This is a genomic window from Thermostichus sp. OS-CIW-26 (assembly GCF_054058395.1).
This window is the reverse complement of the sequence record NZ_JBSSAG010000020.1, coordinates 1-16,046: the sequence shown is the minus strand read 5'-3', so window position 1 is coordinate 16,046 and position 16,046 is coordinate 1. Positions and strand designations below refer to the sequence as shown.

13 protein-coding genes and 1 pseudogene are annotated in these 16,046 nt (G+C 54.3%); 7 read left to right on the top strand and 7 right to left on the bottom strand.

Annotation, left to right across the window (positions count from 1 at the left end; translation table 11 throughout):
* Positions 1–240: 240 nt before the first annotated feature.
* The 5 genes from cas6 to cas5 all read left to right on the top strand — a co-directional run bounded on the left by cas6 (position 241) and on the right by cas5 (position 6,459).
* The gene (gene cas6 / locus ACVW0C_RS09155; protein WP_457385070.1) at positions 241–870 is read left to right on the top strand and encodes a type I-MYXAN CRISPR-associated protein Cas6/Cmx6; all 630 of its coding nucleotides are present in this window, start codon (positions 241–243) and stop codon (positions 868–870) included.
* Positions 871–883: 13 nt separating this feature from the next.
* Positions 884–3,295 carry a CRISPR-associated helicase Cas3' gene (gene cas3 / locus ACVW0C_RS09150; RefSeq protein WP_457385036.1) on the top strand — a complete coding sequence of 804 codons (2,412 nt, stop codon included), beginning with the start codon at positions 884–886 and terminating at the stop codon, positions 3,293–3,295.
* Positions 3,292–4,851, top strand: coding sequence for a type I-MYXAN CRISPR-associated Cas8a1/Cmx1 (gene cas8a1 / locus ACVW0C_RS09145; protein WP_457385034.1), 1,560 nt, complete (start codon positions 3,292–3,294; stop codon positions 4,849–4,851). The genes cas3 and cas8a1 overlap by 4 nt, the downstream gene beginning before the upstream one ends.
* Positions 4,852–4,942: 91 nt before the next feature.
* Entirely contained in the window at positions 4,943–5,863 is a 921-nt protein-coding gene (cas7i, locus tag ACVW0C_RS09140; protein WP_414352071.1) for a type I-B CRISPR-associated protein Cas7/Cst2/DevR, read from the top strand.
* Entirely contained in the window at positions 5,860–6,459 is a 600-nt protein-coding gene (cas5, locus tag ACVW0C_RS09135; protein WP_457385032.1) for a type I-MYXAN CRISPR-associated protein Cas5/Cmx5/DevS, read from the top strand. The genes cas7i and cas5 overlap by 4 nt, the downstream gene beginning before the upstream one ends.
* A 161-nt stretch (positions 6,460–6,620) precedes the next feature.
* On the opposite strand, the gene ACVW0C_RS09130 is transcribed toward cas5, so the two are convergent.
* Complete coding sequence (locus ACVW0C_RS09130; protein WP_414351627.1) at positions 6,621–7,535, bottom strand: S1 RNA-binding domain-containing protein; 915 nt, start codon at positions 7,533–7,535, stop codon at positions 6,621–6,623.
* A 77-nt stretch (positions 7,536–7,612) separates the two neighbouring features.
* Positions 7,613–8,053, bottom strand: a complete 441-nt coding sequence (locus ACVW0C_RS09125) for an RrF2 family transcriptional regulator (protein ID WP_011432485.1) — start codon at positions 8,051–8,053, stop codon at positions 7,613–7,615.
* 130 nt (positions 8,054–8,183) lie between these two features.
* Between ACVW0C_RS09125 and ACVW0C_RS09120 the strand changes: the two genes are divergently transcribed.
* Positions 8,184–9,179 (top strand): AAA family ATPase, encoded by a 996-nt coding sequence (locus ACVW0C_RS09120; protein WP_414342457.1) that lies wholly within the window; start codon positions 8,184–8,186, stop codon positions 9,177–9,179.
* A gap of 24 nt (positions 9,180–9,203) precedes the next feature.
* On the opposite strand, the gene ACVW0C_RS09115 is transcribed toward ACVW0C_RS09120, so the two are convergent.
* Both ACVW0C_RS09115 and ACVW0C_RS09110 read right to left on the bottom strand, forming a co-directional pair.
* Positions 9,204–10,232: an ABC transporter permease gene (locus tag ACVW0C_RS09115; protein ID WP_457385030.1), complete on the bottom strand. Its 1,029-nt coding sequence runs from the start codon at positions 10,230–10,232 to the stop codon at positions 9,204–9,206.
* Between the two features lie 77 nt (positions 10,233–10,309).
* Complete coding sequence (locus ACVW0C_RS09110; RefSeq protein WP_457385068.1) at positions 10,310–11,503, bottom strand: RNA-guided endonuclease InsQ/TnpB family protein; 1,194 nt, start codon at positions 11,501–11,503, stop codon at positions 10,310–10,312.
* Between the two features lie 234 nt (positions 11,504–11,737).
* Between ACVW0C_RS09110 and ACVW0C_RS09105 the strand changes: the two genes are divergently transcribed.
* Entirely contained in the window at positions 11,738–12,694 is a 957-nt protein-coding gene (locus ACVW0C_RS09105) for an NAD-dependent epimerase/dehydratase family protein (protein WP_457385028.1), read from the top strand.
* A gap of 103 nt (positions 12,695–12,797) precedes the next feature.
* Here ACVW0C_RS09105 and cobW read toward each other — a convergent pair whose 3' ends face one another.
* The 3 genes and pseudogenes from cobW to ACVW0C_RS09090 all read right to left on the bottom strand — a co-directional run.
* Positions 12,798–13,856 (bottom strand): cobalamin biosynthesis protein CobW, encoded by a 1,059-nt coding sequence (gene cobW / locus ACVW0C_RS09100; RefSeq protein ID WP_457385026.1) that lies wholly within the window; start codon positions 13,854–13,856, stop codon positions 12,798–12,800.
* A 131-nt stretch (positions 13,857–13,987) separates the two neighbouring features.
* Entirely contained in the window at positions 13,988–15,367 is a 1,380-nt protein-coding gene (gene psbC, locus ACVW0C_RS09095; RefSeq protein ID WP_369791763.1) for a photosystem II reaction center protein CP43, read from the bottom strand.
* 187 nt (positions 15,368–15,554) lie between these two features.
* Positions 15,555–16,046: pseudogene (locus tag ACVW0C_RS09090) on the bottom strand (photosystem II D2 protein (photosystem q(a) protein)); the annotation flags it as partial.

The following is a 16,046-nucleotide window of genomic DNA, read 5'->3' as shown; positions in this document are numbered from 1 at the left end:
TAAGACCAATGGTATTGTCAGAGGTAAGCCCCTGGGCGTTGAGCACTTTCACGTGGCTGCTGTGGTCGAAAGTGCCTTGCTGCTGGCAGCAGGCCTTAGCACCCCTGACTGCCCTTTCCACTGATCGCCCTGGGGCGCCGCGCGCTGCTTGACAGAAGCGAGCTGTGTTCACTAGCATTTCTTACATATATTTCACGTGGCAGTTGTGTGATGAGCCACTCAATGACTGCTGAAGCTTCAATGGCAAACCCAACACATATCCCTTACGAAGCTCCCGTAGTGGACCTATGCCTGCCCGTGCGAGGAACTACCCTCCCAGCAGATCACGGGTACGCTCTACTCGCGGCGCTATGCCACCAAGTACCAACACTGCACCGAAACCCTCACATCGGGATTTTGACAACAGCGGGAATTGGAGACAGACGAGGCAAAATCTTACTGACTCCGCACTCCCACATTAGAATTCGGCTGCCCATGGAAGCAGTGCCGGAGGTGTACAAGCTAGCCGGCAAGCAATTGAAGATTGGATCTCACGAAGTACAGCTAGGGATCCCCAGGATTTTTACTCTCAAACCAAGCACTTCCCTAAAAGCCCGAATTGTTACAATCAAGGGCTACACCGAGCCAGATCCATTTGTGCAAGCTGCCCAAGACCAGTTAGAGAAGCTTAAGATCTCAGGCCGGGTATCAGTACTGCAAGATAAAACTGGGAAACCCTTGCGCAAGACCTTGAGAATTAAAGGGCATACGATTGTAGGTTTCTCAACCTTAGTAGAGAACCTACAGGAAGAAGACTCAATTCGCCTCCAGCAGGTAGGGCTAGGTGGCCGGCGGCGCATGGGTTGTGGATTCTTTTTGCCGTGCAGGTGAGGATGGATCTGCAATGTTTAAGTTTCTATTGGCCAAATCCTTAGCACAATGGAATGCCGAGTGCCAATCCAGAGAGGAGTACGCTCAGGCGAAGCGTGCCGCTAAACTTACAGGTCATGTTTCGGCTGTGCTATCGGCAGCTGAAGTCCTTTTGGGTTGCCTAGGAGAGACCATCCAGCAGCAGCTAAGGTTGGAGAACTCAAGTTGTCTAGAATCTGTTGTCAAGCTGGGAGCTTACTTACATGATTGGGGTAAGGCGAATCAACATTTTCAAGAGATGGTTTATCTCAAGTCGTCGATCCTAGACACTAACTCGAAAGCAGAGCTTGAAAAGAGTTGGAGAAGTCATAACAGAAGGCAACTTATCCGACACGAGTTTTTAAGTGGCATACTTGCTTTACAGGTCAGTGCATTTCGAGAGTGGCTACAGAAAGCATTTACTGAAGAGGAGCTCCTCTTAGCTGCCTGGACAGCAATTGGACATCACCTCAAAGCGGGAGTGAATTCTCAGGGCAAAGAATCTCACAAAATTACGGAGTTGTCTGATGGCTCAGGATCTGAGATTTACGTTTATACTGGCCATCCAGACTTTCAATCTGTGTTGAGGCTCGGATCGCAGAGACTAGGGCTACCATCAGAGATTCCAAGTGTACCCTCAGCAAGTTGGGAAAGAGACCAACTGGAACAGCACTTGCGTGCATTGGTAGATCAGTTTCGAGACTTTGCTCAAAATTTTAGCTTTGAGAGACAGATATTAATAGCGGCTGCTAAGGCAACAGTAATTGCTGCAGATTTAGCAGGATCGGTCTTGCCAGTGGAGGGAGAAAACTTACAAAGCTGGGTTTCTAATACCTTGAGTTTAGCTCTCCAAGAAAGTGAATTAGAGCAACTGATTACCCAGAAACTAGGAAAAAACTCCCTGCGTCCCTTCCAAGAGCAAATGGCTGCTGCCACTCATCGAGTAACACTGGTCAAGGCAGGCTGTGGTACAGGCAAGACCTTGGGAGCCTACGCTTGGGCGAAAAAGTGGGCATCGGGAAGGCGACTGTTTTTTGGCTATCCGACCACCGGGACAGCTACTCAGGGTTACCTGGACTATGCCGAGGGATCCCCAATAGAAAAGACACTGATGCACTCACGAGCAGATTTGGATCGAGAACTTTTATTGACCGGCGAAGGCGAAGAGGATGAGGGTAATTCGTTTCGTTTGGCAGCGTTGCAAGTATGGAGAAAGAAACTGGTTATCTGCACTGTAGACTCTATTTTAGGGTTAATCCAGAACAATAGAAGACCACTATTTTCTTGGCCAGCTCTAGTTCAATCTGCCTTTGTCTTTGATGAGGTTCACGCCTATGATAGTCAGATGTTTGGCGCTTTGCTAAAATTTTTGCAGGCTTTTCGAGGCGCACCTATCCTACTGATGAGCGCCAGCTTCACCCCAGGGCGACTTGAGGCGATTAAACGGGTGATGAGTGAGTTGGGTGAACCTATTGGGGATCCCATTGAAGGGCCTCAAGATCTAGAAGAGCTGAAGCGCTATCAAATAAAAGAAATTTCATCAGAAGGGGATCCCATCAATTCCGAATCCATTTGGTCAGAAGTTACTAAGGCAGTTCAAGAGAACCAAAAGGTATTGTGGGTAACCAATTCAGTTGCCAGTTGCATTAACATTTATCGAGAGGCTCAGAAGAAGCTAAAAGACATTGAAGCCGAAGTTTTAATTTATCACAGTCGATTTCGTTATAAAGATAGACTTAGAAAGCATGAGCAGATTATTAACGCTTTTGGTCAACCAGGGCCTGTTCTCGCTATTACTACACAGGTTTGTGAAATGTCCTTAGATTTAAGTGCAGACTTGCTTATCTCTGCTATGGCTCCAGCGACAGCTTTGATTCAGCGACTAGGTCGACTCAATCGAAGAATGAAAAGCGAGCAGGAGGGATCCCGTGTAGCTCTTTTCTACGAATGGAACGAACACCTCCCCTATGGCGCAGCAGAATTAGAAACTGGCCGGCAGCTGCTTGAACAACTTAGAGAACTTGAGTATATTTCCCAGCGAGACCTGGCTGATATCATCTCTCAGCTCAGCCGGGAAGAGCCTGCCAGGGTGAAGTCAGCATGGCTTGATCAAAACTGGTGCACTTATCCAAGTTCCCTGCGAGAGGCCGGCTACACGATAACAGTGCTTCTGGCAGAAGATCAAGACGCTATTTGGAAGGCTGCTGAAGTCAGACAGAAGAAAGCTCTAGATAAGGGCCAAAAGCTATCGAGAATGCAAGCTTTTCTACAAGAAGCTCAAGCCTGGTCAATTCCAATTCGGATCCCAGATAAAAAGACGGAGTGGTGGAACTGGAGGCGACGCGGATTCTACTTCGTCACAGAGCTTGGATATATCAACTACAGCGAGGAATTTGGTACGCCATGACCGAATTAAAGTTGCATCTGGGACACCCCGGATTAACCCTGCTACATCGGGCGGGTTTAGCCGGACTATGGATGACCCTCAAGCAGCTAGAGCAGGAAATTCCACCAGAAAAGCGTCCAGGGTCACTAAGTTGGGAACTGACGCCTCGACAAGTTCAACTGTCCTGGCAGGGAAATGACTTTGAAGTAATTGATTGGTTGCTCAAAGAGTCTTTCCAACTTGATAATGGATTAATCGCATTGCGAGGGATCGACAGTAAGTCGATGCGACAAGACTCCCAGGTAGTCATCCATCAAGGAATCCTGGGAACGTTTCTACAACATGCCAAAACCCGTAAAGTTATTGGCGAGCAAACTCAATCTTTAGAGATTGATGAGGATCATCCACCTGTCATTATCAAGTATAAAGCTTTAGAAAGCTACGTCCATCAGGAATTTGCCAAAAATCTATGTGATAAAAACGGTAATTGGCTTAAGCAGCCAATTAGCATTGCTGGCTGGCTTAATCCTGGTGCAGTCGTTCGCCACAATGCATTTCCCTCGGATACAAGCTTTGAAGAGTCTCCAGAGATGGCCTTTATACTTCTCTACGCTCCTGTTTCTTGCTGCTACTACATACTTCGCTCGCGGCTGCGAGATCAGAAAGCTCAATATGCCCTGGTAGTTCCCGAGATTACCGATATGGAGGTCTATGCAAGCTACCGGCAAGATCCCCAGCTTCGTTATGCAGCCTACCAGGATTTTCATGCTTCGAGTTTGGGAGATGCTGGGCTTAGGTTTTTGACGTACCAAGGGATTGCAGAATCTGCTAGGGAATTTAAGGTAAAACGATGTCAGGTTCTAACTCTAGGTGTTGTTCCGTGGTCGAGCCAACAAAAATCTCGCACAGATCTACTTACTGTAGAAGCAGAATATCGCGTCTGTAAAAACTACCAGATCTGCAAAGCAGTGTTACCAGATCGAGTTGTCGTCAAGGCAAAAGCAGAGGAAGGCAGTTTCATTGCAACAAGTTTTGCTCGTGAGATGATTGCTGAAAATCTGGCAAGGGGTTACTCTTGGTATGCCGGATTTGCAGAGCAGGTTAATAGCAACGAGCAGTTTAAGCAGCTATGTTACGAGCGCGGAGGTCTAAACGAAATGGTCATGAAAACGGAAATGGATGACAGAGAGCGCTGGTTTGTTCAGGCTTGTCATGAAGCCATTCGCTTTACCTATGGTCGGTTATCTCAGAAAACTCAGGATAGGGGAGAGTTTACTAACTTCGACAGAGAAAATATACGTATTCGCACTGGTCTGACTCGATGCAAAAACGCGGAAAGCTTCCGCGAGTTTATTACTAGCTTTTGGGCGCGGGCTGGAAGAATACCGACACTGCAAGAGCATTGGGATGACTTGATGGATTTAGTTATGGATCCCAAGGAATGGAAAAAAGCGCGAGACTTAGCTCTTCTAGCGTTGGCCAGCTACAAAGGCAAGGAGCGACAGGAAGAACTTCAGGATGAGCTTGACGAGGATGATGTTGACTTGATTGTACTTGCCGAGCTAGAGGAGGACTGAAAGTGTAAAGCAAGAGCCAGAAAGTCAAGTGAAAAGTTGATGTAGCAACGACTTAACAGTTCAGTTTGAAGAATTAGCTTGGAGGAAGATTATGACTTTGCACCTGTTTGGCAACATCTTGACCAGCTACGGCACCGCTGCCAACAACCGCGGTGAGAATGACGGCAACATCACTACCCTGCAAAAGATCCTCTGGAAAAATGAGGTGCACACTACCGTCTCTGCTGAAGCAATCCGTTGGGCCCTGCGTTACTATTGGCAGGTCTCAGGGAATGGCTGCGAAGTTAACCGACGTTGGAATGATCAAACCAACGACAACGAGTGGCAAGCGCCTAACTTTGATCCCGAGCGGTATATCGATGATGATGTCCTAGGCTTTATGCGTGCGGAAGGGGCTAAAGTAGATGCCTCAGACGAAAACTCATCCAGGAAGAAGGGAGAGAAGTTACCAAAGGGCACTACCACTGCTCGGCGAGGTGTTTTGGAAGTAACTCGGGCAGTTTCTACTCGACCCTACAGCGGAGATGTAACCTTCAACGCGAAAAGTGGCCAGAAGGGATCCACTTCTCTCTACGGAACGGAGGTTCATGCTACTCGCTATCAGTACGGCTTTGCAATGACTCCTGCTCGGCTCCACCGGCAAGACCGAGTAATCGAAGTGTTAAACGGACTGGTTTCGTTGGGGGAAGTAGCCGGCAATCACTCTCGCTTTCTCTATGACTTTTCACCGGATAGCATAGTCCTGCGCTGGACACACGACTTTTCGCCACGCCTACTCTACTGCTTTGAAGAAAACTCTGATGGAGAAATCAGCATGCCGGACTTAGTGCGTCGAGTGCAAGTGGGGGATATAGCTCCTCAAGAGCTGTGGCTAGCAGGAGCTGCTGCCGAAACTGAGGACGGGAAGAAGCTAGCCCAGTTGGGTGCTCATGTAAGTCCAGGCATTAAGTCAACAGTTAATCAACTTATCAGCTTGATTAGGCAGCAAATTTCTTGTGAGGAGGCAGCATGATTCGGCTCCACGTTGAGGTGCCTATCGCCTGTTTTCGTCAATCTTGGGCCAGGGAGTTTGCCGAAACTTATCCGGTGCCGCCACCGGCTACTGTTTATGGAATGTTGCTTTCCCTGCTGGGAGAATGGGATCGGCATCGATATTGCGGATCCCAACTGGCAATTGCTCTCCTGAGCCAACCCCAGCTTTCTACAGTGATCCGTACCCTTCGTCGTTTTAAGACAAAAGATATTCAGCATCCAAACAATGCCCGTCCTGACTACCAACAATTGCTGACCGATGTGCAAATCGCAGTTTTGGTCAATGGATCCCTTGCTCATGACCTAGAAAGAGCCTTTGAAAATCCTGAATTGATTGACCGATCTGGGGGACTAAGCCTAGGAGAGAGTCGTGACTTAGTTAACTCGGTAAGACCAATTCAGAAAGTCCCTTCAGGGGGAAGATGGCTAATTCAAGATGAGGATGGGATCCTGACCTTGCCGTATTGGGTTGATCACGTGGGATCGCGGGATACTCGCTGGCGAAGATACTCACTCCGAACTCTTGAAGGTGATGATGTGCCGGAGTTAGCCTGGACGGAAATTTGCCCAAACTAAGCCGTGAGAAGTGATTTTCCTCTGATTGCCGTAAGGCGTTGAGCACTGGGGGTGGTTGAATCGCGACACCGACTTGCTCCTCGTGATTTTCCTCTGATTGCCGTAAGGCGTCTTGCTTTCCCTCTGCAGGTTTTGCATCCGAACTCGAGGCAGAGATGGGATCAGATGACTTGGCCGTCGGATGTTATTCTCCCCTTGAGTTTACCGGCCCGCTCTTCGGCCTCCTCCATAACCCTGTCCAGCTGCTCCAGCACCTCGCCCGGATGCTTTTCCAGCACCCGCAGGGAGAGGGCCATCCGTCCCTTGGCCTCATCCACATCGATGACAACAGCTTTGATGCGTTGGCCTGGTTTGAACAAATCCGGTAGCGAGGCTACAAAACTTTGGCTGACCTGCTTGATGTGCAACAGCCCGGTTACCCCTTCTTCCAAGTCCACAAACACACCGAAGGGTTTTAGTCCGCTGACTTTGCCTTCCACCACTTGGCCACTGGTGTAGCGGCTCAGGTTCTCGGACTTTACAGCCGCCCTTTGGGAGAGCACCAGCTTGTTGGCTTCTGGGTTCACCTCGATAAAGCTTGCTGTCAAGGATTGCCCCACCAACTCCTCCAGACTTTCCCGCTGGCTGAGGTGGGAGCGGGGAATGAAGCCGCGCAGCCCCTGCACATCCACCACCACCCCCCCTTTGTTGGTGGCGATCACCGGAACGGTTACCGTCTGGCCGTTGGCTTGCTTCTGGGCCAGCTCTTCCCAAAGCCGCTTCAGCCTCAGCCGCCGCGCCGAGAGCACAATTTGTCCTTCTGCATCTTCCCGCAGGATGAGAAACTCGGCTTCTGTCTTTAAAGGAAAGAGCGCACTCAAATCTTCCCCTGGGCGGATCCCTGCTTCCTTGAGGGGCAAAAAGGCCGGGGATTTGCCGCCAATATCCACCAGAGCGCCATCGTTCTGATGTTGGAAGATGCGGCCTTGCACCACCTGCCCCGGTTGAAAGCTGAGGTTTTGCTTGTCTAAAGCCTGGGCAAAATCTTCCGCGGAAAACGTATCGGCAGCCTGAGAGCGAGAAGAGCGAACAGTCATGGAAGGGCTCAATTCGAAAAGCAATGTGTTTCAGGATAACCCAAAACTTGCCAGGGATCCCAGCTCCAGCCTCTGGCCTAGATGTAGTACATGAGCCGAGCCTGTTGCTGTTGTGCCTGCCGGTCGCAGAGGTCTTGTAGGGTGGTCTTCTGGAGAATGGCTACCGCCGCAGCTTGGGCATCTTGCCAGGCCTTCAGGAGCACTTCCCGCTCTGGGGTGAGATCGCCCGAGGGCAAGTCGCGGGAGCGGCTGAGATCTTCCCCCTCGATGGCCTGGATAACATCCAGCAGCGAGATCTGCCAGGGTGCTCGGGCCAGGAAGTAGCCTCCCTTGGATCCCCGTTGGCTGCGCACCAACCCCTGTCTGCGCAAGGTGGCCAGCAATTGCTCCAAGTAGCGGTCGGGTATGGACTGATGAGCCGCAATTTCTTTAATCTGCAGCACCTGGCCATCGCTGTAGTGCTGGGCCAATTCCAGAAGGGCCAGGAGAGCATATTCACTTTTGCAAGACAGTTCCAAGATATCCATCCTTGTGGAGGGCTTAGGTCTATGATACTCCGGTTTTTTAGTGGGGTTTAGCGGGATCCCGCCCTGAGCTGGCAATGGGATCCAGCCTGTAAGGTGGAATAGGCCCCTTTGGGAATGGTTTATGGCGAGTGTCAGCACCCGGTCTGGTTCAGCACGGATCCCAGCGGAGCGATTACAAACCTTGCACCAACAGATTGGCAAGCTGATTGCCAATATCGAATCCGTGTTTCAGGGCAAATCGCAGGTGGTGCAGGCGGTGGTCACGGCCTTGGTTGCGGAAGGTCATGTTTTGCTTGAAGATGTGCCCGGTGTAGGCAAGACCACTTTGGCGCGGGCCATCGCCCACAGTTTGGGAGCCAAGTTTCAGCGGATTCAATTTACCAGCGACCTATTGCCGACAGATATCCTTGGCCTCACCCTTTTCAACAAAGAAAAAGGGGATTTTGAATTTCGTCCCGGCCCCATTTTTGCCCACGTGGTCTTGGCGGATGAAATCAATCGCACCTCGCCCCGCACCCAAAGTGCCCTGCTGGAGGCAATGGCGGAAAAGCAGGTTTCGCTGGACGATCGCACCTACCCGCTGCCCAGCCCATTTATGGTGTTGGCCACCCAAAATCCTTTGGAGTACCACGGCACCTATCCCCTCCCAGAAAGCCAGTTGGATCGGTTTTTGGTACGGCTGTCGATTGGCTACCCCAGCCCTGAGGTAGAGCGAGCTTTACTCTTGCAACGGCAACAGGCCGAGCCGGTGGATGCTCTGCAGCCGGTTCTCTCCCTGATGGAGTTGCGAGAGATTCAGTCGGCGGTGGATCAGGTGTATTTGGATGGATCCCTGGCGGACTATCTTCTGCAGGTGGTGCAGGCCACTCGCGTGTCCAAGCTGCTGCGGGCGGGGGTATCCACCCGTGGAGCCCTGGCCTTGGCGCGGGCAGCACGGGCTCAGGCGCTGGTGAAAGGGCGCAGCTTTTGTCTACCAGAAGATCTGCAAGCACTGTTCGTGCCGGTACTGACCCATCGGGTTTCTCTGGCCGGGTCGGGAGAGATGGCCGGCAACCGACGGCAAGAGGCTGAGGCGGTGATTCGGGATATTGTCTCCACAATTGAGCCGCCTGTTTGAGGGATCCGTAGCAGCAATGGTTAACTACAGCAGTGAGTCGGGTCGGATCCGGGGATCCACCCACATCAGGAGCAAATCGGCCAACAAATTGCCCAGAATGAGCATCACGGCCCCCAGCAGAAGCCCCGCCATCACCACATTGATGTCGAAACTTTGAACAGCCTCCAAGAGCAGCTTGCCCAGCCCCGGCCAATTGAAGAAAAACTCGGCAATAAAAGAGCCGCTGAGCAGATTGGCAAACTCAAAGCCCAAGATCGTGATCAAGGGGTTGACGGCGTTGCGCAGCGCGTGCAACCAGATCACCCGCCACTCTGGGATCCCACGGGCCCGCGCCGCCTGGATGTATTCCTGCCGCAGCACATCCAAGAAATTGCCGCGCGTAATCCGCTGCAGCCCGGCAAAGCTGGTGATGCTCAGGGCCAGCGTGGGCAGGAGCAGGTGGCGGCCCAGATCCAGCAACTTTTCCCCCAAACTAAGCTCGGCAAAATAAACACTGGTCATCCCCCCTACCGGCAGCCAGCTCACGTTTTGGGCCACAATTAGCAGCAAAATGGCCAGCACGAAGCTGGGCATGGCCTGGCCCAGGTAGCTGAGCAACTGCAACGCCCGATCCAGGGGGGTGTTCTGCCGCAGCGCCCCCAGGATCCCTAGGGGAATGGCGACCAGCCAAGTCAGCACCACAGAGGACACCGCCAACAGCAAGGTAGCGCCGGCGCGGGAGAGGATGAGCTGTGCTACCGGCACGCGATAGGTGTAGCTCACCCCGAAATCCCCCTGCAGCAGGTTGCCCAGCCAGGTCAAGTACTGCCAAACCAAGGGCTTATCCAACCCCAGCCGCGCTTCCTCTTGAGCAATGAACTCTTTGCTGACACTGGGATCCGCCCGCAAGGGATCCAAAAAATCTCCGGGGGCCAGCTGCAAGAGCAAAAAACTGAGCAGCGTGATCAACAGCAGCACCGGCACCGCTTGGGTCAGCCGCTGCAAAACCAAGGCCAGCGGCGGCCAAAGGTCAAAAGCGCGGGAACGGGAAGGCGGAGAAGAGGTTACAGCCACAGATGCAGATGGATATTCGGATATGCTCTTTGAGTTGGATTCTTGTCGAACTATGGTAAACTACCCAGCTCCGACCGCTAAGCGGTACGGAGCGGGCTTTCAGTAGCCCTGAGCCTGTTCTGCTCTACCAGAGAACAAAACAAGCCCGGACCTCCAGGCTGGTTTACGGCAGCCCCCAAGAGCGCAATCACATTCGCACCATTCAAATCCGCATCCCCTTCCCATCCACAGTGCCCACACTTGAACGACTTGCCACTGCGATAGGATTGCGCAGGGTCGGGATGGATGTGCAAACACTTGTGGCAGGTCTGCGACGTGTAAGCAGGCGGCACAAGAACCAGAGAAACCCCTGCAACCCTCGCCTTGTATTCCAGAAACTGGCGTAGCTGGTAGAACGCCCAACTGTTGGCCCTGCGCCTTTCGGTTTTGCTGCGTGGCTGTTGATTGACCCTTTCCCGGATCCCTGTCAAGTCTTCCAGGGCGATAGCGCTGTTGGTAGCTTTTGCCCTAGAGACAATAGCTTTGGAGATGCGATGATTGACCCACACTTGAAAGCGTCTCTCCTTGCCAGACAGCCGTTGCAGCAGTTGACGGCATCTGCGCCGCGAACTGCGTGTGCCCTTACTGGCTTTACGTTGGAGTACCGCCCTCAACCGGGAGTAGCGCTCTCGGACTCTGTTCAACTGCTGTCCATTCCAGTTGTCCCCTTCTGACGTATGGGCAATATCTGTCCTTCCCAAGTCCACCCCGATCACCTTGTCGGTATCTTGTTGCTTGGGTGGCTTTTCCTCTACGCAAATCTGGATGTAGTAGGAGCCGTCTTTCCGCTTGACTAGCGTGGCGGCTTTTGGGTTGGAGCCAGCCAGCATCCCACGCTGGTAGTTACCAATGGCCAGTCCAAAGCGCTCCCGACCCTCCACCGTGGTCAGCGACACCGTCCAGTCTCTCTCACGAAATGAGAAGATGCGTGCGTCGTAGGTAACGAACCTACGCTTGAACTCTTTAACCGGACGGTTACGCTGTCTCGCCGCTTTGCGGGCGCCGGCCACCCGTCTGCACACCTGCTGGGCCAAGTTGCTGGACAAGCCGAATCGGGCTCGAATCTCGTAGTAGCAAAGGGATTGCAGCTTGACCGCGTTGACGATCTTCTCCGGCGTGTTCTGGTTGACCCAGTTCAATGCCTGCACAAAGACATCCATCGTCGCGTCCAATTTGGCGGCTTGCGACGGGGAAACCTTGAGCTTGCAGGATATGGTCAGGACTTGGCTCATAAGTTCATTGTACTTCATCAAAGCGCATTCCTCCCGGCACTGACCCTACGGGTACAGTGCGGGGCTCCTGCGATTTCTAGCTGACATCCTTGCGGCCAGATTTCCAGTGTGGGGTTTGCCAAGTCGAGCGGCTCTCTTGCAGGGGAATTGAGGGCTCAGGCAGTCCGGCAGACAGAAGCTGAAGCGGTACACTAGTCAGAAGCTTTTTTCATCGAGTCCCGTTGGGAAGACCTCTTGCGAAATCTGTTTCTTACCGGCGCTAGCGGCTGCCTGGGGCACTATGTGTTGGAGCGCCTGGCCCAGCAAAGGGATCCCGAGTTTCCGGAGCGGCCCGCCTACCACCTGTACGTTCTCATCCGCGAGACCAGCCGCCTGCGGCTGCCCCTAGAACGGCTGCCTGCCCCTATCACCCTAGTACCCGGCGATCTCCTGCGCATCCGGGAACACGCCGCTCTGCTGCGCCAGATGGACGGGCTGATCCACATGGCGGCAGCTTGGGGGGATCCCGCCCTGGCTTGGGCCGTGAATGTTACCCACACCCTGGAGCTCTTTCAGTTGTTGGATCCGGAGCGCTGTCAGCAGGTGATCTACTTTTCCACGGCCAGCCTTTTGAACCAGGCCCTGGAGCCTTTGGCCATTGCCGGACGGGCCGGCACCGACTACATCCGCAGCAAGTACGAGATGCTGCTGCGGCGGCAGGAAAGCGGCTTCTGGCCGGAGCGCCTGCTCACCCTTTATCCCACCCTGCTCTTTGGCGGCAGCCCCCACCACCCCTACTCCCACATCACTGCCGGCCTCAAGGACGTTCTCCGCTGGCTGGATCTGATCCGCTTTTTGCGGGTGGATGCCAGCTTCCACTTTATCCACGCTGCCGATGTGGCCGAGATGGTGGCCTATTGGGTGGCCCATCTGCCTGGTGGCGGCGATTGGGTGTTGGGCAACTCCCCCTTGTCTTTGGATGAGTGCGTGGAACAGGTGTGTGCCTATTTCAAAAAGCGGATTTATTTCCGCGTGCCCCTGCCTTTGGCTTTGGTTCGCGGCTTGGCCTTCTTGTTTCGGGTGCGGCTTTCCGAGTGGGATGAATATTGTCTGCGCCAGCGCCATTTTGTTTACCCGGCCATTTCCCCAGAAACCCTGGGTTTGCGCTGCCGGTTTCCCACTTTGGCCTCTCTTTTGGATACCTACCTCTAGACCACCTTTGAGTAACAGTAGAACTGGACGCTGCTTCCTTTCCCTCTGGGACGGGGGGATGAGAGCCGAGGACCCAAGGGATCCCACTCGCCTCCGACAGGGATCAGCCGGTGGGGGACACCGTTTCTCTGATGGCCAAGGCCTGGAGCTGGGCGGCAATGCGCTCGCGGTTGAGGTTTTGCCCAATCAGCACCAGTCGGGTCAAGCGCGGCTCCTGGGGTCGCCAGGGGCGGTCGTAGTAGGTTTCAAATCGGGATCCCACCCCCTGCAGCACCAGGCGCATCGGCTTGTAGGGGACGGCCACAAACCCTTTTATCCGGTAAAGACATTCCTCTTGGGCCAACTGGCGTAGCTGAGCCACCAGGGATCCCGGCTCATAACCTCCCTCCAAGCTGAGGTAGAAAGACTCAAAAGCTTCGTGCTCATGCTCCTCCCCGTGATCGTGGTGGCTGGGGCGGCGCTCGAGCTGGTCTTCCACCGCTGCATTAAAGCCCAAGAGCACTTCTGGGGAGACCTGGCCCCGCTCACAGGGGAGAATTTGGATCCCAGGGGGCAACCGCCGGCGCAGCCAGCTTTCCACTTGCGCCTGTTGCTCAGAAGAGATCTGATCCACCTTGGTGAGCACCACCAAATCGGCACAACTCAACTGATCCTCAAACAATTCCTCAAGCGGAGTCTCATGGTCCAAACTTTCGTCAGCCTGCCGCTGCGCCTCCAGGGCCGCCGGATCCCCCACCAGTTGCCCGGAGGCCAGAGCCTGACCATCCACCACCGTAATCACCGCATCCACCGTGGCGCCTGTACGAATGGTGGGCCAGCGGAAAGCCTGCACGAGCGGCTTGGGCAAGGCCAGTCCTGAGGTTTCAATCAAAATGCAGTCTAGCTCCGCCCGCCGCTGCAACAGAGCTTCCATGGTGGGCAAAAACTCCTCCTGCACCGTGCAGCAGAGACAGCCGTTGGCCAGCTCCAGAATGGGGATGGATCCCTCCCCCTCACACAGTTGGCAATCCCGCAGCAACTCGCCGTCGATGCCCACTTCGCCAAACTCGTTAACCAACACGGCAATGCGGCGGCCCTGGTTGTTGAGCAAAAGGTGACGGATCACCGTGGTCTTGCCGGATCCCAGAAATCCGGTGATGACGGTAACAGGGATCTTGTGCATCTGCTCTGATGACTCAGCGCTTTTCAGTTTCCACCCCAAACTTTCTTTCTGCCAATCCTTGAGGGGGGGATGCCCAAAAAAAGGCCCCCGGCAAGGGGGGCCAAAGGTACATTCCAGAGGGACTTATGCCCTTATCGGATCGGCTTCATCCGGTAAACCGGCTCGTTCTCGCGGCTGATCCCTTTCTCAAAGCCAGCAGCGGCAGCGCGAGCGCGACCGGCATGCCACAGGTGGCCGACAAAGAACAGGAAGCCGAAGATGAAGTTGTGAGCGGCCAACCAGGTGCGGGGGCTGGTGAAGTTCACCGTGTTGATTTCAGTAGCCACACCCCCCACCGAGTTCAGGGATCCCAGCGGCGCGTGGGTCATGTACTCCACTGCACGGCGGGCTTGCCAGGGCTGAATGTCGTTTTTCAGCTTATCCAGATCCAACCCATTGGGGCCCAGCAGCGGCTCTTTCCAGGGAGCCCGCACATCCCAGAAGCGCATCGTCTCGCCGCCGAAGATGATCTCGCCCGTGGGGGAGCGCATCAGGTATTTACCCAGACCGGTGGGACCTTGGGCTTGGCCAATGTTCGCCCCCAGGCGCTGGTCGCGCACGATGAAGGTGAGGGCTTGCGCTTGCGAGGCTTCTGGGCCAGTGGGGCCGTAGAACTCGCTGGGGTAGACGGTGTTGTTGAACCAGATGTAGCAGGTGGCAATGAAGCTCATCAGCGAAACCGCCGCCAAGCTGTAGGAGAGATAGGCCTCCCCAGACCAGATAAAGGCGCGGCGGGCCCAACCGAAGGGCTTGGTGAGGATGTGCCAGATCCCACCGGCAATGCAGATAATGCCGATGTAAATGTGGCCACCGATTACATCCTCCATGTTGTCGACGCTGATGATCCAGCCTTCCCCACCAAAGGGAGATTTGAACAAGTAGCCGAAGATCACAGCGGGGTTCAAGGTGGGGTTGGTAATTACCCGCACATCGCCACCCCCTGGAGCCCAGGTGTCATAGACACCGCCAAACCACATGGCCTTGGCCACCAATAGGAAAGCCCCCAACCCCAACAGGATCAGGTGGATCCCCAGGATGGTGGTCATCTTGTTCTTGTCTTTCCAGTCGTAGCCGAAGAAGGGGAAAGACTGCTCCAGAGTTTCTGGGCCGCGAATGGCGTGATAAATGCCCCCCAACCCCAGCACGGCGCTGGAGATCAGGTGCAGCACCCCGATGACAAAGTAGGGGTAGGTGTCAATCACCTCGCCCCCCGGGCCAACCCCCCAGCCCAGAGTGGCCACGTGGGGCATCAGGATCAGGCCCTGCTCATACATAGGCCGATCCGGCGTGAAGTGAGCCACCTCAAACAGCAGCATCGCCCCCGCCCAGAAGACGATCAGGCCAGCGTGAGCCACATGGGCGCCCAAAAGCCGACCGGAGAGATTAATCAAGCGGGCATTCCCAGCCCACCAGGCAAATCCGCCTTGGGTGCGATCTTGCACCACTGCAGAACCAAATGTTGTCGAGGTCACAGAGACCAACCTCCAATGATAGTCAGGAACAAGAGACACCAAAAAAAGTTTAGTTAACGCGAGCGCCTGCCGTTGGGCTCCCTGTCCACTGGGATCCGCGGCAGGGGATCCCTTGGGCAAGCGCTCATCCTCACAGAGCAGATCTCTAGGGATCTACCGCAGCTAAAGTCGAGCGAGCTCAGTGGGTTTAGAGCGCATTGCCGCGGGGGAGGACTTCTTCAGGGAACTCAAAGCGCTCATGGGGCTGGTCCTGAGGCGCCATCCACGCCCGAATCCCCTCGTTCAGCAAAATGTTCTTCGTGTAAAACGTCTCAAACTCAGGGTCTTCCGCTGCCCGCACCTCCTGACTGATAAAGTCATACGCCCGCAGGTTCAGCGCCAACCCCACTACCCCAATGCTCGACATCCACAAACCCGTCACCGGCACAAACAACATGAAAAAGTGCAGCCACCGCTTGTTGGAAAACGCTATCCCAAAAATCTGGCTCCAGTACCGGTTGGCCGTCACCATCGAGTAGGTCTCCTCCGACTGCGTCGGCTCAAAAGCCCGAAAGGTGCTGGCCGCCTCCCCATCCTGAAACAGGGTGTTCTCCACCGTCGCCCCATGGATGGCACACAACAGCGCTCCACCCAAAACGCCAGCCACCCCCATCATGTGGAACGGGTTCAGCGTCCAGTT